The sequence below is a fragment of the Kitasatospora sp. NBC_01287 genome, from assembly GCF_026340565.1.
Taxonomy (GTDB): Bacteria; Actinomycetota; Actinomycetes; order Streptomycetales; family Streptomycetaceae; genus Kitasatospora.
Map to the genome: position 1 here is coordinate 2,835,534 of NZ_JAPEPB010000001.1, position 20,101 is coordinate 2,855,634.

Sequence of the window (20,101 nt, forward strand, 5' to 3'; positions counted from 1 at the left end):
AGGTCTCCATTCTGGTGGGTCCGACAGCGCGTCAGCAATGAATTCGAAGTGGCACCTCGGACTCACCGGGAATTGGCCACCTGTCACGCGGGCCCGGCGGCGGCCACCGCCATGCCCGCGAAGCGCTCGCGCCAGCCCGGCCGGGCCGAGGGCTCACCAGCATCGGCCGGCGTCGCGGCGGCCGCCTGGCGGCAGGTGCGGCAGGCGGCCTCCCCGCTGAGCGGACGGAACGGGAGCTCGCAGCGCGTGCAACTCACCAGCTCCAGCACCGGCGGTGGCACCGGCGGTGGCGTCGGCGTCCCGGGGGCGTCCGGCAGCTTCTCCAGCAGGCGATGGCGGAGCAACGCGTGCGGGCTCTTCACGCGCTCCGGCAGCCCGGCGGTGAGCGCGTGCCGCAACGACTCCGAACTCACGCCCCTGGCCAGCCACTCCGCCGCCAGCGGGGCCAGCCGCCGCACCTCGGAGCGGCCGAGCACCAGGCGCGGATCGCTCTGCCGCAGCGTGCGCAGCACCTGCTCGGCCTCGGGGTGCTCGTCGGCGGGCGGTCCGTCGGCCGGCGGGGGCGGCGGGGTCGGCGGAGGCGGCGGGGTCGGCGGAGGCGGCGGGACCGGGAGGGGGGAAGTCTTCTCCCCCTCCAGTCTTTCTCCCGCAGGGAGGGCGATGCCGGGTGACGGCAGTGCGGCCGCACCGCACCTTCGCGACCCGGCATCCGGTGCGCCATGGCCGCGACCGTCCAGCCGCTCGAAGTGCGCGGCGAACAGCAGTTCGGCCTCCCCCGCGCTCAACGGCTCGTCGCAGAGCAGCGATTCACTGCGGACCTGCCCATTGCGGCCGCGCCAGCGCGTGTGGTGCAGCAGACCGGCGCGCGCGAGCTGCTTGCGCGCCCGCTCCGCGGTGATCCGTCCGCCGGTCAGTCCGGCGGCCATGTCGGTGACGGTGGTGGTGCGCGCCTTGGCCGGGGGCAGCGACTGCGCCCGTGCCAGCAGCCGGAAGGCGCTGTCCGACAGCTCGTCATCCCAGAGCTGGGTGTTGCGAATCCGCGTGAAGTCGCGCGTAGGCGCGCTAACATGCCTAAGCATCTCCGGTGGACCCATGCCTTCCACTGGGCGGTGAAGAGCCCGGCGCTGGTGCTGCTAACACCTGCCGGGCTCGCCCATTTCTTGCTGGGCCACCGCGCTTTCGCGGCCACCGTACACCACGCTTCGTGCCCACTCGGGCACTGTCCGCAACTGATCATTTCTGCTGATCTTGCGCCAGATCCAGCCCACTCCAGCGCATTTCGCCCACCGACGGCCCCACCTGTCCGTTCGTCGGTACGGAGGGATACAAGGCCCTCGATCCAGAACGCCTGTCGCAGCTCGGCTTGCCGAAGAACGAGACGGCGGCGGATCAGAGGAGGTGCCGAATTCGCCGGACGAGCGGCCCCGCTCCACCACGAAGGAAGCAGACCACCATGCAAGCGCGAGTCCGAGCCGTCCTCCTCACCCCGGACAACACCGTGCCGCTGATCAAGCGCATCCGCCCCGGCGTCCCCGCCTACCGGGTCGTCGGCGGCGGCACGGTCGAACCGACCGACGCCGGCAACTCCCCCGCCCGCACCACCCCCACCACACGCCCCAGCAACGCCCTTCGCTCGTCGCGCAGTTGGTCGACCATCACGCCGCAGCCGACCCATCTGCTGCCGCACTCCTCGACCATCCGCCGCACGGTGATCGCCTGGCTGCCGGTCTCGATCCAGTCGTCCACCAGCAGCACCCGGTCCCCTGGCCCGAGCGACGAACGCTGCAGGCGGAGCGTGTGGCGGCGCTGCCGGTAGTCCGGGTCGGTCCGGGCGCTGAGCTTATCGCCGGGGAAGAGGCCGTCGGGCTTGCGCACGGGAACGAAGCCGACCCCCAACTCGACCGCGGCGGCGGCGCCGAGGAGGAACCCGCGCGACTCGATGCCGCAGACCGCGGTGACCTGTGCGTCCCGGAACGGGTCGACGATGCCGGCGACAACGGCGGCCAGGGCCACGGGATCCCTGAAGACCGACCAGACGTCGGCATGGCCGTCGATCCATCGGAAGTGCTCCAGCAGGAGGTCGCGCGCGCGGGAAGGCATGGCGGGAAGTGTCCCGGCCGTGCGGGGACAGGGCAACTCGATATCCGGCAGGCGCCGAGCGGCCACCGGATCCGAGTCGGCGCGGTTCCGGTTCCCGGGCGGGGCACGGGACTTCGTCGCCTTCCTCGACAAGGAGATGGCCGGCGGAGCACCCGGAGCCGGCCGCGGCCGTCATCGGCCGGATCGTCCGGGGCGCCGGCCGGGACTGACCAGCAGTCCGCCGGCACAGCGCGCGGACCGGCGGACGCCGCCCCTCGCCCCTCGCCCTCGTTCCCGTCAGCCGGCGGCGAGGAGTTCGAGCGTGTCGACCACGCGGTTCGAGAAGCCCCACTCGTTGTCGTACCAGGCGACCACCTTGACGTGGCGGCCATCGACGCGGGTGAGGGCCGAGTCGAAGATCGACGAGGCCGGGTTGCCCGTGATGTCGGACGAGACGAGCGGGTCCTCCGAGTACTCCAGCACACCGGCCAGCGGGCCCTGCGCCGCCGCCCGGTACGCCGCCAGCACCTCCTCGCGCGTCACCTCGCGCGCGACGGTCGTGTTGAGTTCGACGATCGACCCCACCGGGACCGGCACGCGGATCGAGTCGCCCGACAGCTTGCCGTCGAGGCCCGGCAGCACCAGGCCGATCGCCTTGGCCGCGCCCGTGGTGGTCGGCACGATGTTGACGGCGGCCGCGCGGGCGCGGCGCGGGTCGCGGTGCGGGCCGTCCTGCAAGTTCTGCTCCTGCGTGTAGGCGTGCACCGTGGTCATGAACCCGTGCTCGATGCCGGCGAGTTCGTCGAGCACCGCGGCCAGCGGAGCGAGCGCGTTGGTGGTGCAGGAGGCGTTCGAGATGATCGTGTGCGCGGCCGGGTCGTACGCGTCGGTGTTGACCCCGAACGCGAGCGTGACGTCGGCGCCGTCCGCCGGCGCGCTGACGAGCACCTTCTTCGCACCCGCGTCGAGGTGGGCGCGGGCGGCGGTGGCCGAGGTGAAGCGGCCGGTCGCCTCCAGCACCACGTCCACGCCGAGTTCGGCCCACGGCAGCCGAGCCGGTTCGCGCTCGGCGAGCACGGTGATGCGGCGGCCGTCGACGACCAGGGCGTCCGCCTCGGCGGTCACCGGGCGGCCGAGCCGGCCCGCCGTCGTGTCGTAGGCGAGCAGCCGCGCCAGGGCGGCGGGCTCGGTGAGGTCGTTGACGGCGACGACCTCCAGGGCGCTGTCGCGCTCCAGCAGCGCGCGCAGCACATTGCGTCCGATGCGGCCGAATCCGTTGATGGCGATGCGAGTCATGAGTGGTGTCCCCTCGTCCGGTCTCACCACCAGGCTCTCGCGCGGCGCCGGACGGTGGCAGCGGCATGATCGCCACGGTCCGAAAGGATCACGCCACCCGCCGGCGCGGGCGCCTACTCGCCCCGGGTGAAGGTGCGCCGGTACTCGCTCGGCGTGGTGCCGAGGATGCGCTGGAAGTGCAGCCGCAGGTTCGCGCCGGTGCCCAGGCCGACGTCGGCGGCGATCTGCTCGATGCCCCGCTCCGAGCGCTCCAGCAGCTCACGGGCGAGGTCGATGCGGGCACGCATGACCCACTGCATCGGCGTGTACCCCGTGTCCTCGACGAAGCGGCGCGAGAACGTGCGCGGCGAGACCGCCGCGTGCCGGGCGAGCACGTCGAGGGTGAGCGGCTCGCCGAGCCGGTGCAGTGCCCACTCGCGGGTGGCGGCGAACCGCTCGCCGAGCGCCTCGGGCACGCTGCGCGGCACGTACTGCGCCTGACCGCCGCTGCGGTAGGGGGCGGCGACCAGGCGCCGTGCCGCGTGGTTCGACGCGGAGACCCCCAGGTCGCCGCGGAGGATGTGCAGGCACAGGTCGATGCCCGAGGCGGCGCCGGCCGACGTCAGCACGTCGCCCTCGTCGACGAACAGGACGTTCTCGTCGACCCGCACGAGCGGACGCTTCGCCGCCAGCGCCCGCGTGTAGTGCCAGTGCGTCGTGGCGCGCTTGCCGTCGAGCAGGCCCGTGGCGGCGAGCGCGAAGGCGCCCGTCGAGATGGCGGCGAGCCGCGCGCCGCGCTCGTGGGCGGCGATCAGCGCGTCGAGGACGGCCCGCGGCGGGTCGTCACGGTCCGGGTGCCGGTAGCCGGGGACGAAGACGAGGTCGGCCCACGCGAGTGCGTCGAGGCCGTGGGCGACGGCGTACGACAGGCCGTCGCCGCCGGTCACCAGGCCCGGCGCCGCGCCGCACACCCGCACCTCGTACGGCATGCTCGCGCGGGTCGTGAACACCTGGGCGGGAATACCGACGTCGAGCGGCTTCGCGCCTTCGAGCACGAGGACGGCGACGTGGTGCGGGGGTGAGGCTGGCACGGGGACGAGGGTAACCGGGGCGCACGGGCCCGGCGGCCCGCCGCCGCGTCCTTCGCCGTCGACCACCGCCGGGCCGTCCCGTCCACCCGCGAGACGGGCAGGGGGCCGACGCGCCAGGAAGTCACCGGACGTCACAACAGGATGCTCCCGGCGCCGTCGGGCGACAATGGAGGCAGCCCGCACGCACCAGCCGCGGGGCCGACGCGAGCACCCGCGCGACGCGGCCGACGGACGGCGCGACCGACGGACGGTGCGACCGAGAGATGGTGAGCCGAGCCTTGACCGACGACGAAGCACAGATCCGGGCCCTGATCGAGCGGTGGCTCGCGGCGGCGCGCGCGGGCGACCTGGCCGGCGTCCTGGCGGACCACACGGACGACATCGTGATGTTCGACGTGCCCCCGCCGTACGAGGGTGCCCGCGGCATCGACGCCTACCGCGCGACGTGGCCGCCGTTCTTCGCCGCGCTGGCCCGAGGCGGCTCGTTCGACCTCCTCTCCCTCGACGTCACCGCCGGTGCCGACGTGGCCTACGCCCACGCCCTGCTGCGCTGCGGCAGCGCGCGGGAGCTCGCCGAGCAGCCGGAGAACCGCCTGCGGCTGACCGTCGGACTCCGCAAGGAGCGGGGCCGCTGGCAGGTGGCGCACGAGCACCACTCCTTCTCCGACCCCGGCTGAGCCCGCCCCGCCGTGCCCCGAGCCGCTCCCTCCTTCCCCCGCCCGCGAGAGCAGCGCCCCACCACAAGGACAACCCCCGTACCCCCTTCCAATATCAGCCCTGCGCGGGATACCCCTGAAGGGCGGGCGAACACGCCGGCGGACGCGGCAGGGAGGGAGCGGGCCATGAGCGAGGAACGGCCGGAGGAGCGGCTGGAGGAGCGGTTCGAGGACGGCTGGCAGGTGGACGGGCGGTGCACGAACTGCGACGTCGCCCGGCAGCTCGCCCCCGGCCTGATCGGCGAGGTGGACGGCCGCTCGGCCGTCCTGCGCGGGCCGCGCAGCCGGAGCGAGGTCCAGCAGCTCCACGCCGCCGCGCACGCCTGCCCCACCCGCTCGATCCGCCCCCCAGGCGGGCGGTTGGACGCGGGCACGGACCCCTTCCCGCTGGCCCTGGACGACACCGTGCACCTGTGCGGACACAACTCCACGCACACCGCGGGGGCCAACTCCTACCTGCTGCGACGGCCCGACGGCACCACGATGATGGTGGACACCCCGCGCTGGAGCGCCTCGCTGGCCGCCCGCTACGCGGCCCTGGGCCCGGTCACCGACGTCCTGCTCACCCACCGCGACCACGCGGCGCACGGCCGCCGCTACGCCGACCACTTCGGCGCCCGGCTCTGGATCCACGAGGGCGACCTCGACGCCGCCCCGGACGCCGACCGCGTGCTCCGCGGCACCGACCCGGCGGAGATCGGCGCGGGCGTGACCGCCTTCCCCCTCCCCGGCCACACCCGGGGCAGTGTGCTCTACCTCGCCGACGAGCGGTACTGCTTCAGCGGCGACAGCTTCTACTGGTCGCGCACCACCGCGGACCTCGAAGTGGCCGACAGCGTCACCTGGTACTCCATCACCGAGCTGGCCCGCTCCCTGACCCGGGCCGCCGACCAGCTGCGCTTCGAGTGGCTGCTCCCGGGCCACGGCGACCGCCGCCACCTCCCCGCCGCCGAGATGGCCCAGCGGCTGCGGCAGTTGGCCGCCCGCACCCGGGAACTCCAGCCCCGGGAGGTCGACTTCACAGCCGTGCGCTGGTGAACGCGCCCGACCGCCACAACCCGCCCCGTCCGCCCCGTCCGCAACGTCCGCACCGTCCCTGAGTCGCCACGCCTCGCACTCCCAGGCACCAGATGTTGATAAATGTTCTCTTGCGTTGAATTTCGTTCGCGCTGTAGAACTGGGGTCAGCAACCGGTCCGACTTCTGGGGGAGCCATGAAGGCCACGTTCGCGACCCGTCCCGCCCTGCCGGATCGCCCCAACGAGGACCTGGCGATCCTCGGCCCGGGGCTGGCGATCCTCCTGGACGGCGCCGGCGGCCCCAGCGAGGACGGCGGCGGCTGCGTACACGGAGTGCGCTGGTACGTCCGGGAACTCGGCGCCCAGCTCCTGGCCGGGCTGCTCGACGCGCGGCAGCGGCCGCCCGCCACCGTGCTTGCCGAGGCGATCGAAGCGGTCGCGCGGCTGCACGCACCCACCTGCGACCTCGCGGACCCGGGCACCCCCTCCTCGACGGTGGCCATCGTCGTGCAGCGCGAGGACCGGTTCGACCACCTCGCCCTGCACGACTCCACCATCGTCCTCGCCCTGGCCGAGGGCCCGCACGTGGTGAGCGACCGCCGGGTCCAGCAGATCCCCGAACTCCAGCCCTTGTGGCAGGCCATGACGCATCATCAGCTCGGCACTCCGGAGCACGCGGCCGCCCGTCGCGCGTACATGGCCGTCGAACGCCACCACCGCAACACCCCCACCGGCTACTGGGTCGCCGGCGCCGACCCGCGCAGCGCCGCCGAGGCAGTCACCGGGACCCTCCCGGCGGCCCAGGTGCGCTCCGTCTCCCTCTTCAGCGACGGCGTGGCCGACTACGTGGACGCCTACCGCCAGGCCACCTGGCCCCAAGTCCTCGACCTGCTCGACGAACAGGGCCCCACCCCCCTGATCGACCGCGTCCGATCCGCCGAACAGCACGACCCCCAAGGCCGCCGCTGGCCCCGCTTCAAACTCCACGACGACGCCACCGCCGTGCACTGGATCCCGGCGCAGCCCTAGCAACACCACGTGAGCCCAACCGCTCAGCCATGCGGACCGCTCGGCCGGCCAAGGTCGCGGACTCGCCGACCGACTCCGGCAGCAGCTGGATCGGCCGGCAGCAGGCTGACGCCCGGATCACCGACCCGGATCACCGACCCGGATCACCACTCCATAGATGCTGCGTCGAACGGACGTTGATCACCCCTTACTAGCTTCTCCTCTCACCGGGGAAAAGCCCCGGTGAACAGCGCACATCGCACGCCGGAAGGAGATGCACCCATGAAGGTCCTCTTCGCCATCAGCAACGCCGTTCGCGGCCGCCAGAGCCTCAAGGCCAGCGCCTGGTACATCTGGTACTAGGCGCACCCGCACCTCCGGCCCGCTCCCCAGGCCTGGCCGGCTGTGCATCGGTCCGGGTCCGCGCACGGCACGTCGCCCTCATCGGCGCCCGGCCGAGCGCGGACCCTCTGCCTTTCCGCCCGGAGACCCCTCGGAGCACCCCCATGCCGTCGCCGTCCTCCCACCCCGCCTCCGCCCACCCGGCGCACGGGCGCACCACCGTCTTCGCGCCGCGACTCGCCGCCCTGCTCCGGGACCACCTGGGCAAGGACCTGGTCCGGCTGGAGCCCGACACGATCGGGATCGCCGGCCCCGAGCTCACCGACCGCATCCTCGCCGCGCGGCGGGCCACCGAGCTGGAGCGGCCCACCTTCAAGCCGCTGCACGGGCGCTCGATCGCGCGGCCCGAAGCCTCCTCGGTGATGCGGACGGTCGGCCGCGACGTGCGGGCGGCACTGGAGAGGCCGCTGCCGACCGGGGTCGACCTCAGTGGGCCGTGGCCGATCACCGGGCACCTGTTCCTGCGGGACCTCATCCTCGGCGCCGACCCCTACCGGCTGCGCGTCCTGATGAGCCGCAACCTCGAACTGACGACGGTGCTGACCTGGTCCGTGATCGCGGCCGGCGCCGCGCTGCCGGGCCGGGCCAGGCCGAACGCCGGGCCGAACGCCGGGCGGACCGCCCTGGCCGGCCTCGTCGCCGACGCCACCAACTACCAGGACCGGCGCTACGCGATGGGCATGTACCGGCGGGCGGCGGCCCCGGTCTGCTTCACCGTCTCCACCCTGGTCGCGAACGCGCTCTGGCTCGGCGCGCCGTTCGACGAGGGGGTCTCGAACCGGAACATCATCCACGAGTCGCTGCGGCTGCTGCCGCCGTCCTGGAACATGCTGCGCCGCGCCTGCCCCGAGTTCCCGCAGATCGACCCGCGGATCGGCACGGCGGACGACGTGCTGATCCTGCCGCTGCTCTCGCAGCGCGACCCGGCGCTCTGGGAGGCGCCGGACGAGTTCCGCCCGGAGCGCTGGGACGAGTTGGACCCGGACACCGCGCCCGGCTACCTGCCCTTCGGCCACTCCTCGGAGCGCTGCTGGGGACGGCACATGGTGATGCCGCTCGCCGAGCTGCTGCTGGACCTGCTCCGGGAGAACGGCCTGACGGTCGACCCGGAGCAGCGCCGGGCCAAGGTCTCGCTGCTCGGTCTGCTCGGGGTCGACGAGATCCGGGTGAAGCGGGTGCGGCAGCCGCACCTGACGCGTCCGCTCGCGGGGGCGGCCCCGGCGGCCGGCTGAACGGGTCGCCGGCTGGGCGCGCCCGGGCCGGCGCGGGAGACTGGAGCTGGACGGCCCACCCGGACCGTCCGCCCCACGCCGCGTGCCCGCCCCCGCCGCGCGCCCGCCTCCAGGAGGATCCAATGCCCCTCCCCGTGTGCCGGTGGTGACGCGGTGAGCTCCGCGGTCCCCCTCTCCGGCCCGCAGCGGCGCGGACCCGACCTGCCGGAGCTGGTGGCGCGGGTGGCCTTCGGCGACCAGGACGCCTTCGCCCGGCTCTACGACGCGGTCGCCGGCCCGGTGCTCGGCCTGGTGCGGCGGGTGCTGCGCGACCCGGCGCAGTCGGAGGAGGTGGCGCAGGAGGTGCTGCTGGAGGTCTGGCGCACCGCCGCGCGCTACCGGCCCGAGCGGGGCGAGGTGCTGGCCTGGGTGCTCACCATGGCGCACCGGCGGGCGGTGGACCGGGTCCGGGCGGCCCAGGCGGCCGCCGACCGCGATCAGCGCGAGGCCGCCCAGCAGCACACACCGCTCTTCGACGAGGTCGCCGAGCAGGTGGAGGGGCGGCTGGAGCGCGAGCAGGTGCGACGCTGCCTGCGCACCCTGACCGAGCTCCAGCGCGAATCGGTCACCCTGGCCTACTACCGCGGCTACACCTACCAGCAGGTCGCCGAACTGCTCGGCGCCCCGCTCGGCACGGTCAAGACCCGGATGCGCGACGGGCTGATCCGGCTGCGCGACTGCCTGGGGGTGGGTTCGTGACCGGCGACGCCGAGGCCCACACCCTCGCCGGGGCCTACGCGGCCCACGCCCTGGCGGAGGACGAGCGAGCGGCGTTCGAACGCCACCTGGCGCAGTGCCCGGCCTGCGCGCTCGACGTGCGCGAGTTCACCGGAACGCTGGCCCGCCTGGGCGCGGCCGAGGCGGTCACCCCACCGCCCGAGCTACGCGCCCGGGTGCTCGCGGCGACCAGCACCGTGCGCCAACTGCCACCCGAGACCACCGGCCCGCACCACCCCGACCCGCACCACCCCGACCCGCACCACCCCGACCCGCACCACCCCGACCCGCACCACCCCGCACCACCCCGCACCCGCCGCTGGAGCAGGTTCGCGCTCGCCGCCTGCCTCGCCCTGGCCGCCGCCCTCGGCGGGCTCGCGCTCCAGCAGCACCAACGGGCCGACGACGTCTCGGCCCGCACCAGCCAACTGCAGGCGCAGCAGGCGCGGCTCGGTGGCCTGCTCGCCGCTCCCGACGCCCGCACCACCAGCACCAAGGTCGGCTCAGGAACCGGCACCGTCATCTGGTCGCGGGGCCAGGACCAGGCCGGCTTCCTCGCCCAGGGCCTGCCCGCCCCGGGCACCGGACGGGTCTACGAGCTCTGGTTCGACGACGCGGGCACCATGCGCCCCGCCGGCCTGCTCCCCACCACCACCGGCACCCTGCTGCTCAACGGCGGCCCGCACGGCGCCATCGGCGTCGGCATGACCCTGGAACCCACCGGCGGCTCACCGCACCCGACCACCACCCCGCTCTTCCTGCTGCCCCTCACCTGAGCCGGCGGCGCGCGCCCCGCCGGGCACACAGACCGTCGGGCGGCCGGTACCTGGTGCTGGTGCGCGTCCACTCCGCCAGGGCCCGCACGAAATGGTCGAGGGCGCGAGCGAGTTCGGCCGTGACCGGGAAGGCCGCGTCGGGGCCGCCGAGTTCGGCGTCCTGCCGAATGGCGGTCATCAGGATCCACAGGCGGGCCCGCTCACCGGACAACTGCTCGCGCACCCGCTCCAGAGCCTCCGCCTCGGGCACCCCGGCCGCGACCAGCGCGGCTTGCGCGGTGAAGCGGTCATCGTCGTCGGCCGCGAGGTCGTTCGCGAGGGTGCCGCACGCCGAGAACGCGTCGAGCAGCCGGTGCATCCACAGGCCCCGCCACTGCGGGGTGACGCAACCCAGGGCCAGCTCCGTCCACATCGCGGCCAGCAGCATCCCGCCGTCGGTCGGACGCAGCGTCAGGTACTGGCGCAGGGTCGGCGTGCGGCTCACCCGCGCGAAGCCCTGCCGTTTCTCGGTCGCCGCCTGGATCCAGGCCTCCAGCTCGGACGCGTACCGATCCCACCAGTCGCCCGGCATCGCCGGCCGGGTCCAGCGGACCAGGTCCGCGAGCGCCCGCACCGCAGGATGGTCCTCGACCAGCTCGGCCGTGTCGCCGTCCAGGACCTCACGCAGTCGCATGACGAGGTACCTGACCGTCGCTGCGTCGGCTTCGCGCAGCTCCCGGTCGAGGAGGTCGTCCGTGCGCCACGTCCACAGCCCCCACCAGGTGGCGAGTTCCAGCGGCCTGCCGGTCGAGCCCCGCCACGCCTCCAGGAACAGGTCGACATAGCCATGCGCGAGGAAGCCCTCCGGGTCCGGGTGCAGCCCGTACCGCCGCAGGAAGGTCAGTGCGCCGGAGCGCAGGACCGGGCGCCGAGTGTCAGCGGCGGCCATCAACTCGCCTCCCCCACATGCTCGGGGCAGGCCGCCACGGCCCAGGTCAGACCGTCGACCGTCCGGTACCCGGCCACCGCCAGTCCGACAGTCGCCGGGCAGGCGATGCACTGCCGCTCGTGCAGCTGCGCATAGGTCAGGACTGTGTCCGCAGGCGGCGGCCCGGCGGAGGGCTGCGGCGGAGCCACGAGATCTGCCATGCGACGACGGTAGAGACGACGCAGAGGCGTGCACCACAAGTGTGCGCGAACTTGCAAGCCGTCACCTGATCGAGTTGACCGCCGACATGATGATGGTCCGCGCTGCGGCACCGTAGACAGCCAGCGCCTCCAGTTCAGCGAAGGCGCGCACGTATTCATGGATCTCGCCCGGCTGCGTGACTGTGAGATGAGCAGAGACCAATTCGACGTTGACCTGTGCGTCATCGTAGATCGTGAAGGACTCGACCGGCCATCCAGCACCCCGGCTGGCACCAAGCGGGATGATACCGAGGCTGACCGAAGGAGTTGAAGCCATCGCGATGAGGTGGCCGAACTGGCCAGTCATGACGTCTGCATCACCGATGACGGTTCGCAGCACCCACTCCTCGATGAGGACGGCGAAGCGATGGTGGCCGGTATGCAGTACCTTCTGGCGGTCCATGCGGACGGCCAGCGCCTCATCGACGTCATTGTGGACACTGCGGAGCGCGACGATCGTCTCGAGAATCGCCCGAGTGTACGCAGGCGTCTGCAGCAGGCCTGGGACCACCCAGGACTGGTAAGCCCGGAAGCGCCGCGTTCGCTCGAAAAGCGGCAGAACGGCCTCCTGGGCACGCTTCAGCCCGGGACGCTCGATGCGGCGCCACTCGACGTAGGCGCCATCGATACCCCGGGCTGCAGCGATCAGATCTGCTGCCTGACTGGGAACGCCGCAGTGCAGAGTCCAGGCCCGGATGTCTGCATCGGACGGCATCGTGTGTCCGTGTTCGATTCGCGAGCATTTGGACTCGTGCCAGCCGGCCAGCCGTGCAAGCGCCCGCGCGCTGAGTCCTCCGTCCTTTCGGATCTCACGCATGCGCAAGCCCAAGGCCTGCTTGGCCTGTTGGACGGCGGAGGAAGGCGAGCCGGCGGCAGACATCATGGTGACCGGTCAGACCGGCCGGTACTCCTCGTGCGGGATGGCGCGGCCCCAGACCGCCTCGAATGCTGTAGCGCACAGCTTGATGACTTCGGGATCCCTGACCAGTTCGTGGTCAATGAAGTTGCCATCGCCATCGAAGTGGTTGAGTAGCAGCACGGTGCCATCGAACAGCCAGAAGTCGTTGCCGGGAAGTGCGATGCTGGTCGCTTGTCGGCGTGGCAACCAGCGTACGAGTTCACCTGAGGCCTCGTTGGCCGAGGTGAGATCATGCTCGAAGCGGACGTAATCGCTGATGGGTTCCGAGACGATCCGGGCCCGACACACCGCCACACCGCGTTGGGTGGTCGAGGCGACTACCGCGAGCCAGGGACGCTCTGCTTCGGTCATCGCGGACAGGTCGAGCGTGTGTTCCTGCCAGGCGATGAACCGCGGGTCATCTCGCATGTACCCGTCGCGCATCTCCAGATGTACGGCCGAGGCCGTACAGGCGGCCATGAGGTCCTCGATCGAGGGCACCACGATCACCCGCTCACCTCCGGGAAGAACTGGATCATCCGCTTCGGGTATTCGATCACGGTCTCGTGCTCGGGCAGGTCGAGCTGTGCGAGCCGCTCTTGGTCGAGCACCTTCCAGCCTTGGATCAGGTAGTTGTCGGTCTCGTCGTCGTAATACAGCGTCGGGCTCTTGCCATCAGGGCTATTCGGGTCCTGTCCAAGCTTGTGCAGTGCCATCTTGGCCTCCACGGTCGCTGGTTGACGATCTCTGTGCTCAGGCTTGCACGCTGAGCGACCACTTTGCCAGAAGCTTGCGACAACTTGCGAGCGGCTGCCCAGGCACACGGAAGCGCCCCGCTCGGCCGAGGCCGGGCGGGGACGCGTGGTCAGTGGCGGGAGACGGGCAGGACTACGCAGGCTCTACGACTGCCTGGTTGATTTCGAAGCCAGCCTATCGGCACAGCATATGACGACTGCGGCGGAGCCGAATCCGACTCCGCCGCAGCTGAACTGACGCTCCGTCAGCCCCTGGTAGCCATCGCCCGCAGGAAGAAGACCAGGTTCGCCGGACGCTCGGCGAGCCGGCGCATGAAGTAGCCGTACCACTCCTGGCCGTAGGGCAGGTACACCCGCATGGTGTTGCCGGCCTCGGCCAGCCGCAGCTGCTCCTCGGGGCGGATGCCGTAGAGCATCTGGTACTCGAAGCTGTCGCGCGCGCGGCCGTTCCACTCGGCGAGCTGGCCGGCGATCTTGATCATGTTGGGGTCGTGCGAGGCGATCATCGGGTAACCCTCGCCCGCCATCAGCACCTTGAGGGCGCGGACGTAGGCCAGGTCGACGTCGTGCTTGCCCTGGAAGGCGACCGACTCCGGCTCCTTGTAGGCGCCCTTGCACAGCCGGACCCGGGAGCCGGCCGCGGCGAACTCCTTGCAGTCCTCCTCGGTGCGGCGCAGGTAGGCCTGCAGCACGACACCCAGCCACGGGAAGTCGGCGCGCAGCTCGCGCGCGATGCCCAGCGTGGAGTCCGTGGTGGTGTGGTCCTCCATGTCCAGGGTGACCGTGGTGCCCGCGTCGGCCGCGGCCTCGCAGATCCGCCGGGCGTTCTCCAGCGCGATCTTCTCGCCGTCCACCGGCAGGAACTGGCCCACGGCGGAGAGCTTGACCGAGACCTCGGCGTTGGCGGCGAGGCCGGTCTCCTTGAGCGCGGCCAGCAGGAGCTCGTAGGCCTCGGCGGTGCCGGCGGCCTGCGCGGCGTCCTTGGTGTCCTCGCCGAGGTGGTCGAGCGTGACCCTGCGGCCGGTGGCGACCAGTTCGTCGGTGGCGGTGATGCCCTGGTCGAGCAGTTCGCCGGCGACGAACCGCTCGACTATCGCGTGGGTCGGCGGGAACTTCTCCACGACGGTGCGCACCTGCGGCGAGCGGGAGGCGGCGAGGAGGGCGGAACGGAGCATCGGTACTCCTGTGGGGGTGTACAGGGGGAGGCAGAAAAGGGTGGGGGCGGCGGTGAGGGTGGGCCGCCGCCCCCGGGGAGTGCGGCTCGGTCAGCCCATGTGCGGGTAGCGGTAGTCGGTCGGCGGGACGAAGGTCTCCTTGACCGAACGGGTGGAGGTCCAGCGCGCCAGGTTCTGCTTGGCGCCGGCCTTGTCGTTGGTCCCCGACGCCCGGCCGCCACCGAAGGGCTGCTGGCCGACGACCGCGCCGGTCGGCTTGTCGTTGATGTAGAAGTTGCCGGCCGCGAAGCGCAGCTTGTGCATCGCGTCCTGGGCGGCGGCGCGGTCCTGGGCGATGATCGCGCCGGTCAGGCCGTAGGAGGAGACCGACTCCATCTGCGCGAGCATCTCGTCGTACTTCTCGTCCTCGTAGACGTACACGGCGAGGATCGGGCCGAAGTACTCGTCGCGGAAGTACTCGGCCGCCGGGTCCGAGCAGACCAGCACGGTCGGGCGCACGAAGTAGCCCACCGAGTCGTCGTAGGTGCCGCCGGCCAGCACCTCGACCGACGGGTCGGCCTGGGCGCGGTCGATGGCGGCCTTGTTCTTGGCGAACGAGCGGTCGTCGATCACGGCGCTCATGAAGTTCGCCAGGTCGGTGACGTCACCCATGGTCAGGCCCTCGACCTCGGCCTGGAACTCGTCCTTCAGCCCGGCCCAGATCGACGCGGGGACGTAGGCGCGCGACAGCGCCGAGCACTTCTGGCCCTGGAACTCGAAGGCCCCGCGGGTCATCGCGGTCTTCAGCACGGCCGGGTCGGCGGAGGGGTGGGCGACCAGGAAGTCCTTGCCACCGGTCTCGCCGACGATCCGCGGGTAGCTGCGGTAGCCGGCGATGTTGTTGCCGACCTCGCGCCACAGGTGCTGGAAGGTCGGGGTGGAGCCGGTGAAGTGGATGCCGGCCAGCGCCGGGTGCTTCAGCGCGACCTCGGAGACGGCCAGGCCGTCGCCGGTCACCATGTTGATGACGCCCTTGGGCAGGCCCGCCTCCTCCAGCAGCTCCATCAGCAGGTGCGCGGAGAACTGCTGGGTGGGGGACGGCTTCCAGAGCACCACGTTGCCCATCAGGGCCGGGGCGGTCGGCAGGTTGCCGGCGATGGCGGTGAAGTTGAACGGCGTGATCGCGTAGACGAAGCCCTCCAGCGGGCGGTGGTCACTGCGGTTCCACACGCCGTCGGAGGAGACCGGCTGCTCGGCGATGATCTGCCGGGCGAAGTGCACGTTGAAGCGCAGGAAGTCGATCAGCTCGCAGGAGGAGTCGATCTCGGCCTGCTGCGCGGTCTTGGACTGGCCGAGCATGGTCGCGGCGGCCAGCGTCTCGCGCCACGGGCCGGCCAGCAGGTCGGCGGCCTTGAGGAAGATCGCGGCGCGCGAGTCGAAGGAGAGCGCCTGCCAGGCGGGAGCGGCCGCCAGGGCAGTGTCGATGGCGTCCTGCGCGTCGCCCTGGGTGGCGTTGCGCAGGGTACCGAGCCGAGCCGCGTGGTTGTGCGGCTGGACGACGTGGATCTCGGTGCCGGCGCCCATCCGGCGCTCACCGTTGATCGTCATGGTCAGCTGGACGGGCTCCTGGCCCCCCAGCTCCTTCAGCTTGGCCTCCAGGCGGGCCCGTTCCGGGCTGCCGGGGGCGTAGCTGTGGACCGGCTCGTTCACCGGCGCGGGGACCTGGGTCACAGCGTCCATAAGGCGCGCGCTCTCCTTCGAGTCGTGGGGGTGGCCAGTGCGAGGGTCACACGCGGGCCATGGAGGAACGTTAAGCCCGCCGCCCGGCCCACTTGGTTGGCCGGGCGGCTAAAGTCGTTCGTTCGGAGTTGTCCACACGGACGAAGGCGGGGATGTACCGCCGACCGGACGAACGGACGAACGACCGCCCCGCGCCCTCAGACGGGCCGACGGTCCGACGGCCAGACGGCCGGCAGCCCTCAGGCGGTCAGCCGCCGGTCCCAGTCGACCTGGTAGCGGTGCACCGGGCCGAACATCTTCTCGGGCCGCAGGAAGGTGCGCACCGCGACCGGCGCGACCAGGCGCAGCATCAGCCGGGCCGCCGGGCCCGCGGTCTTCTCGTTGTTGCTCCGCTCGGCCTGGGCGATGATCTTCTCCACCCGGGCCCGGCGCAGCGACTCGTAGCGGGCGAAGGCCACCGCCGGGTCGGGCAGGTCGCGCAGGCAGCGGGCCAGCTCGACCGCCCCCTCCACGGCCAGCGAGGCGCCCTGGCCCGAGCTGGGCGAGGGCGCGTGCGCGGCGTCCCCGATCAGCACCAGCCGGCCGCGGTGCCAGCGCGGCACCCTGGGCATGATGTGCAGCGAGCCGACGTTGACCAGCTGCTCGGGCGCGACCCCCCGCAGGATCTCGGCGGCCGGGTGGTCGCCCGCGTGCTGCTCGCGCAGCCGGGCCAGCCAGTCGGCGGCGGGCGTCTCGCGGGCCTGGGCGGCGGTCAGCTCCTCGGCCCGCTTCACGTTGCTGAACCAGGCGGTGCCGCCGCCGGGCAGCGCCCACCAGCCGAAGAAGGCCTGCCGCCCGTTGGCGAAGTGCATCGTGTCGGTGCGCGCCGCCGGGCCGCTCAGGGTGTGCCCGCTGAGGCCGCCCAGCCCGATCAGTCCGGTGTTGCGCGGGCCGGGCGCGGCCGGGTCGATCAGCGTGCGCACGGTGGAGCGGACGCCGTCCGCGCCGATCAGCACGTCGCCCTCGGCGCTGGTGCCGTCCGCGAAGTGCGCGGTGACCCCGTCGGGCCGCTCGGCCACGTCGACCAGCCGCTTGCCGTACTCGACCGTGATGCCCACCTCGCGCAGCCGCCGCTCCAGCACGGCGTACAGGTCGGTGCGCCACATCGCCAGGCCCGGCGGCAGTCCGGGCACCCCGCCGAACTCGGCGATCCGGCGGCCGTTCGGATCGTCCATCAGCATCCGCTGGATCGGCTGGCCGATCGCGCGCACCTGCTCGTCCAGCCCGAGCAGCCGCAGCGCGGCCAGCCCGTTCGGCGCGATCATGAAGGCGCCGCCCACCCCCTGCGCGGTGGTGGGGTAGGCCTCCAGGACCGTGGCCCGGATGCCCGCCTTGTGCAGCGCCAGTGCCATCGCGGGCCCCGCGATGCCACCCCCGACCACCAGCGCCGTCCTCGTGCCGTGCGTTCCCGTCGCGTTCACCATGGTTCCACTGACCCCCAGTCAGTTCGGATGCGCCCAGGACCTGTGCGGGCCAGGGCCTCTCTAGGGCTTCTCGAAGAAGTCCCGCCAGTAGCGGACGTAGTCCGGCCGCTCGACCGACTCGATGAGGTTGGTGACGAAGCGCTCCTCGGCCTCCAGCACGCCGAGCCGGTAGTCCTCCTCGATCAGGAAGATCCAGGGGACCTGCTGCTCGGCGCCGATCCGCAGCTGCTCGCGGACGTCCGCGAGCTGCTCGCCCAGCGCCGCCAGCCGGCGGCCCAGCAGCTCGGCCGCCTCCAGCGGCGGCACGATGGCCAGCAGCGAGAGCGCCACCCCGAACTTGGGGTACTCCGCCTGCGGATCGGCGACCAGTTCACGCATCCAGTCGCCGAGTTCGCCCCGGCCGGCCTCGGTGAGCGCGTAGACGGTGCGCTCGGGCCGCTGGGTGTCGCGCACGGTCTCCTGCTCGGCGACGAACCCGGCCTTCCGCAGCTGCTCCACCACCATGTAGAGCGAGCTGCGGTTGTACTTGATGGTCCGCTCCTTGCCGTGCTCCTTGAGCCGGCGTCCCATCTCGTACGGGTGCATGGGCTCCACCACCAGTTCCGCCATGACGGCCAGGGCCAAGGGGTTGGCCACCGCGCGTCGCTTCGCCACTGCGTACCTCTCTCTGTGGTCAGTACTGACTATCCAGCTCTAACTAGTCAGTGTCAACTATTCAGTTCCGTACCGTGTCCGCACGGACTGTCCGCACGGGCTGTCCGCACCGGCTGTCCGCACACGCCGTCCGTACCGGCTGTCCGCACAGCTAAAGTCGTGCGTACGACATTGTCCGAGCGGACGAAGGAGGCCTGGATGACCGCCCCCGGCCTCCCGCCGTCCACCCCCGGTCCGCCGCCGTCCACCCCCGGCCTGCCGCTGCGCCGACTGCTGATGTCGCTGGGCGAGCCACTGGTCGAACTGCAGGCCGCGCCCGCCGGCCTGGACGTCCCGGTGCGCGACGTGGCGATCCTCGACCCCGAGGACCCGGCCACCGCCAACCCCGGCGAACTCGTGCTGGCGATCGGCGCCCGCGGCCGCGCCGCGCTGCCCGCGCTGCGCGCCGCCGGGCGGGCCAAGGCGGCCGCCGTCGCCGTCAAGCTGGACGCCCCGGGCCAGGCCGACGCGCTGCGCGAGGCCGCCACCGAGGCGGGCGTGGCGCTGCTCTCGGTGCGCAGCGAGACCCGCTGGGAGCACCTGGACGCGCTGGCCCGCGCGGTGATCAACGGCCCGGACGCGCCGGAGAGCGCCGAGGGCGTGCTCCCCACCGGCGGCGCCGGCGACCTCTTCTCGCTGGCCCAGACCACCGCGGTGCTCACCGGCGGCATCGTCTCGATCGAGGACACCTCCAGCCGGGTGCTCGCCTACTCCCGCTCGGCCGACTCGGACGAGGTGGACGACCTGCGGCGGCTCTCCATCCTGGGCTGGCAGGGGCCCGAGCCGTACCTGTCCAAGCTCCGCGAGTGGGGCATCTTCCAGCACCTGCGCAGCTCGGACAGCGTGATCGCGGTCGAGCCGCACCCCGAGCTGGGCCTGCGCCGCAGGCTCGCGATCGGGATCAGGGCCGGCGCCCAGCCGCTGGGCACCATCTGGGTGCAGGAGGGCCCGCGGCCGCTGGCCGAGCAGGCCGAGCAGGCGCTGATCGGCGCGGCCCGGGTGGCGGCGGGCCAGCTGGTGCGCCGCCGCCGCGAGGTCTCGGCCGACGTCCGGCTGACCCAGACCCTGCTCACCGGCCTGCTGGAGGGCAGCACCGGGCCGCAGTCGCTGGCCACCCACCTCGGGCTGCACCAGCACCGGCCCGCCACCGTGCTCGCCTACGCCGCGGTCGGCGCCGACCTGAACCGCACCGAGGTGACCGGCCTGATCTCGGTGCACACCGCCGCCCGGCACCGCGGCGCGCTGCTGGCCCCGATCGACAACCGGGTCTACGTGCTGCTGCCCGAGCTGCCCGCCGGCCTGCCGATGACCACCGTGCGGGCCTGGGCGCAGGAGGTGGTGGACGCGGCGAAGGACCACCTGGGCGTCGCGCTGCGGGCCGCGATCGGCAGCACCGAACCGGGCCTGGCGGCCGTGCCCGCCTCCCGCGCGCAGGCCGACCGGATCCTGGACGCGATGGGGCGCGGCGGCGTGGTGCCCGAGGTGGCCGCGCTGATCGACGTGCAGGCGGAGGTGCTGCTCAGCGAGGTGCTGGCGCTGCTCCAGGAGCGGCCGGCGCTGCGCGACCCGCGCCTGGCGGCGCTCACCGGGTACGACCGGCGGCACGGCACCAGGCTGGCCGAGTCGGTGCTCGCCTGGCTGGACGCGCTGGGCGAGGTGCGGGTGGCGGCGCAGGCCCTGCACATCCACCCGAACACGCTGCGCTACCGGGTGCGCCGGGCCGAGCAGCTGACCGGGATCGACCTGGCCCAGCCCCAGCAGCGGCTGCTGGCGATGCTCCAGCTGCGGCTGCCCGCCGAGGAGCAGCCGCACGGCGACGCCTGACCGCCCGACCGGCTCTCACCGCCCCGTCTGCCCCCATGGCCCGCTGGCCCCCAC

Annotated in this window: 21 protein-coding genes; 8 read left to right on the top strand and 13 right to left on the bottom strand. The window is 72.7% G+C overall.

Features of this window, described 5'->3' with window-relative positions; all coding sequences use genetic code 11:
- Nucleotides 1-83: 83 nt before the first annotated feature.
- From OG455_RS11850 to OG455_RS11865, 4 genes are all read right to left on the bottom strand, one after another.
- Entirely contained in the window at nucleotides 84-1,079 is a 996-nt protein-coding gene (locus OG455_RS11850) for a hypothetical protein (RefSeq protein ID WP_266292857.1), read from the bottom strand.
- Between the two features lie 457 nt (nucleotides 1,080-1,536).
- Nucleotides 1,537-2,100: a phosphoribosyltransferase family protein gene (locus OG455_RS11855; protein WP_266292858.1), complete on the bottom strand. Its 564-nt coding sequence runs from the start codon at nucleotides 2,098-2,100 to the stop codon at nucleotides 1,537-1,539.
- Nucleotides 2,101-2,376: 276 nt separating this feature from the next.
- Nucleotides 2,377-3,375, bottom strand: a complete 999-nt coding sequence (gene gap, locus OG455_RS11860) for a type I glyceraldehyde-3-phosphate dehydrogenase (protein ID WP_266292859.1) — start codon at nucleotides 3,373-3,375, stop codon at nucleotides 2,377-2,379.
- A 113-nt stretch (nucleotides 3,376-3,488) separates the two neighbouring features.
- The gene (locus OG455_RS11865; RefSeq protein WP_266292860.1) at nucleotides 3,489-4,445 is read right to left on the bottom strand and encodes a GlxA family transcriptional regulator; all 957 of its coding nucleotides are present in this window, start codon (nucleotides 4,443-4,445) and stop codon (nucleotides 3,489-3,491) included.
- Nucleotides 4,446-4,723: 278 nt separating this feature from the next.
- Here OG455_RS11865 and OG455_RS11870 point away from each other — a divergent pair, with 278 nt between their 5' ends.
- From OG455_RS11870 to OG455_RS11895, 7 genes are all read left to right on the top strand, one after another.
- Complete coding sequence (locus OG455_RS11870; protein WP_266292861.1) at nucleotides 4,724-5,122, top strand: SgcJ/EcaC family oxidoreductase; 399 nt, start codon at nucleotides 4,724-4,726, stop codon at nucleotides 5,120-5,122.
- A 165-nt stretch (nucleotides 5,123-5,287) separates the two neighbouring features.
- Nucleotides 5,288-6,199, top strand: coding sequence for an MBL fold metallo-hydrolase (locus OG455_RS11875; RefSeq protein ID WP_266292862.1), 912 nt, complete (start codon nucleotides 5,288-5,290; stop codon nucleotides 6,197-6,199).
- A 175-nt stretch (nucleotides 6,200-6,374) separates the two neighbouring features.
- On the top strand, nucleotides 6,375-7,208 hold the full coding sequence (locus tag OG455_RS11880) for a protein phosphatase 2C domain-containing protein (protein ID WP_266292863.1): 834 nt from the start codon (nucleotides 6,375-6,377) through the stop codon (nucleotides 7,206-7,208).
- Between the two features lie 261 nt (nucleotides 7,209-7,469).
- On the top strand, nucleotides 7,470-7,550 hold the full coding sequence (locus tag OG455_RS42225; RefSeq protein WP_353963035.1) for a tryptorubin family RiPP precursor: 81 nt from the start codon (nucleotides 7,470-7,472) through the stop codon (nucleotides 7,548-7,550).
- Between the two features lie 143 nt (nucleotides 7,551-7,693).
- Complete coding sequence (locus OG455_RS11885; protein WP_266292865.1) at nucleotides 7,694-8,821, top strand: cytochrome P450; 1,128 nt, start codon at nucleotides 7,694-7,696, stop codon at nucleotides 8,819-8,821.
- 153 nt (nucleotides 8,822-8,974) lie between these two features.
- Nucleotides 8,975-9,559 carry an ECF RNA polymerase sigma factor SigK gene (gene sigK / locus OG455_RS11890; RefSeq protein WP_266292867.1) on the top strand — a complete coding sequence of 195 codons (585 nt, stop codon included), beginning with the start codon at nucleotides 8,975-8,977 and terminating at the stop codon, nucleotides 9,557-9,559.
- A complete protein-coding gene (locus OG455_RS11895; RefSeq protein WP_266292869.1) occupies nucleotides 9,556-10,353 on the top strand; it encodes an anti-sigma factor in 798 nt (265 codons plus the stop codon). Before sigK ends, OG455_RS11895 begins: the two co-directional genes overlap by 4 nt.
- On the opposite strand, the gene OG455_RS11900 is transcribed toward OG455_RS11895, so the two are convergent.
- The 9 genes from OG455_RS11900 to OG455_RS11940 all read right to left on the bottom strand — a co-directional run bounded on the left by OG455_RS11900 (nucleotide 10,346) and on the right by OG455_RS11940 (nucleotide 18,184).
- The gene (locus tag OG455_RS11900) at nucleotides 10,346-11,281 is read right to left on the bottom strand and encodes a terpene synthase family protein (protein ID WP_266292871.1); all 936 of its coding nucleotides are present in this window, start codon (nucleotides 11,279-11,281) and stop codon (nucleotides 10,346-10,348) included. The two genes, OG455_RS11895 and OG455_RS11900, sit on opposite strands and share 8 nt — an antisense overlap.
- Nucleotides 11,281-11,481, bottom strand: coding sequence for a hypothetical protein (locus OG455_RS11905; protein ID WP_266292873.1), 201 nt, complete (start codon nucleotides 11,479-11,481; stop codon nucleotides 11,281-11,283). The genes OG455_RS11900 and OG455_RS11905 overlap by 1 nt, the downstream gene beginning before the upstream one ends.
- A 61-nt stretch (nucleotides 11,482-11,542) precedes the next feature.
- The gene (locus tag OG455_RS11910; protein WP_266300737.1) at nucleotides 11,543-12,400 is read right to left on the bottom strand and encodes a helix-turn-helix transcriptional regulator; all 858 of its coding nucleotides are present in this window, start codon (nucleotides 12,398-12,400) and stop codon (nucleotides 11,543-11,545) included.
- 12 nt (nucleotides 12,401-12,412) lie between these two features.
- A complete protein-coding gene (locus OG455_RS11915; protein WP_266292875.1) occupies nucleotides 12,413-12,928 on the bottom strand; it encodes a DUF6879 family protein in 516 nt (171 codons plus the stop codon).
- Complete coding sequence (locus tag OG455_RS11920) at nucleotides 12,925-13,134, bottom strand: hypothetical protein (protein ID WP_266292877.1); 210 nt, start codon at nucleotides 13,132-13,134, stop codon at nucleotides 12,925-12,927. The genes OG455_RS11915 and OG455_RS11920 overlap by 4 nt, the downstream gene beginning before the upstream one ends.
- 284 nt (nucleotides 13,135-13,418) lie before the next feature.
- Nucleotides 13,419-14,348, bottom strand: a complete 930-nt coding sequence (locus OG455_RS11925) for a proline dehydrogenase family protein (protein WP_266292879.1) — start codon at nucleotides 14,346-14,348, stop codon at nucleotides 13,419-13,421.
- Nucleotides 14,349-14,438: 90 nt separating this feature from the next.
- The gene (pruA, locus tag OG455_RS11930; RefSeq protein ID WP_266292881.1) at nucleotides 14,439-16,067 is read right to left on the bottom strand and encodes an L-glutamate gamma-semialdehyde dehydrogenase; all 1,629 of its coding nucleotides are present in this window, start codon (nucleotides 16,065-16,067) and stop codon (nucleotides 14,439-14,441) included.
- Between the two features lie 239 nt (nucleotides 16,068-16,306).
- The gene (locus OG455_RS11935; protein WP_266292883.1) at nucleotides 16,307-17,530 is read right to left on the bottom strand and encodes an NAD(P)/FAD-dependent oxidoreductase; all 1,224 of its coding nucleotides are present in this window, start codon (nucleotides 17,528-17,530) and stop codon (nucleotides 16,307-16,309) included.
- Between the two features lie 60 nt (nucleotides 17,531-17,590).
- A complete protein-coding gene (locus tag OG455_RS11940) occupies nucleotides 17,591-18,184 on the bottom strand; it encodes a PadR family transcriptional regulator (RefSeq protein WP_266292885.1) in 594 nt (197 codons plus the stop codon).
- 198 nt (nucleotides 18,185-18,382) lie between these two features.
- Here OG455_RS11940 and OG455_RS11945 point away from each other — a divergent pair, with 198 nt between their 5' ends.
- Nucleotides 18,383-20,047: a CdaR family transcriptional regulator gene (locus tag OG455_RS11945; protein WP_266292887.1), complete on the top strand. Its 1,665-nt coding sequence runs from the start codon at nucleotides 18,383-18,385 to the stop codon at nucleotides 20,045-20,047.
- Nucleotides 20,048-20,101: the final 54 nt, after the last annotated feature.

Excerpts from the sequence above, each read along its gene's own strand:
- OG455_RS11850 (WP_266292857.1), bottom strand. The coding sequence starts at position 1,079 with ATGCTTAGGCATGTTAGCGCGCCTACGCGCGACTTCACGCGGATTCGC.
- OG455_RS11920 (WP_266292877.1), bottom strand. The coding sequence starts at position 13,134 with ATGGCACTGCACAAGCTTGGACAGGACCCGAATAGCCCTGATGGCAAG.
- OG455_RS11925 (WP_266292879.1), bottom strand. The coding sequence starts at position 14,348 with ATGCTCCGTTCCGCCCTCCTCGCCGCCTCCCGCTCGCCGCAGGTGCGC.
- OG455_RS11900 (WP_266292871.1), bottom strand. The coding sequence starts at position 11,281 with ATGGCCGCCGCTGACACTCGGCGCCCGGTCCTGCGCTCCGGCGCACTG.
- OG455_RS11935 (WP_266292883.1), bottom strand. The coding sequence starts at position 17,530 with ATGGTGAACGCGACGGGAACGCACGGCACGAGGACGGCGCTGGTGGTC.
- OG455_RS11885 (WP_266292865.1), top strand. The coding sequence starts at position 7,694 with ATGCCGTCGCCGTCCTCCCACCCCGCCTCCGCCCACCCGGCGCACGGG.
- OG455_RS11875 (WP_266292862.1), top strand. The coding sequence starts at position 5,288 with ATGAGCGAGGAACGGCCGGAGGAGCGGCTGGAGGAGCGGTTCGAGGAC.
- OG455_RS11905 (WP_266292873.1), bottom strand. The coding sequence starts at position 11,481 with ATGGCAGATCTCGTGGCTCCGCCGCAGCCCTCCGCCGGGCCGCCGCCT.
- OG455_RS11910 (WP_266300737.1), bottom strand. The coding sequence starts at position 12,400 with ATGTCTGCCGCCGGCTCGCCTTCCTCCGCCGTCCAACAGGCCAAGCAG.
- pruA (WP_266292881.1), bottom strand. The coding sequence starts at position 16,067 with ATGGACGCTGTGACCCAGGTCCCCGCGCCGGTGAACGAGCCGGTCCAC.
- OG455_RS11880 (WP_266292863.1), top strand. The coding sequence starts at position 6,375 with ATGAAGGCCACGTTCGCGACCCGTCCCGCCCTGCCGGATCGCCCCAAC.
- OG455_RS11945 (WP_266292887.1), top strand. The coding sequence starts at position 18,383 with ATGACCGCCCCCGGCCTCCCGCCGTCCACCCCCGGTCCGCCGCCGTCC.
- OG455_RS11855 (WP_266292858.1), bottom strand. The coding sequence starts at position 2,100 with ATGCCTTCCCGCGCGCGCGACCTCCTGCTGGAGCACTTCCGATGGATC.
- OG455_RS42225 (WP_353963035.1), top strand. The coding sequence starts at position 7,470 with ATGAAGGTCCTCTTCGCCATCAGCAACGCCGTTCGCGGCCGCCAGAGC.
- gap (WP_266292859.1), bottom strand. The coding sequence starts at position 3,375 with ATGACTCGCATCGCCATCAACGGATTCGGCCGCATCGGACGCAATGTG.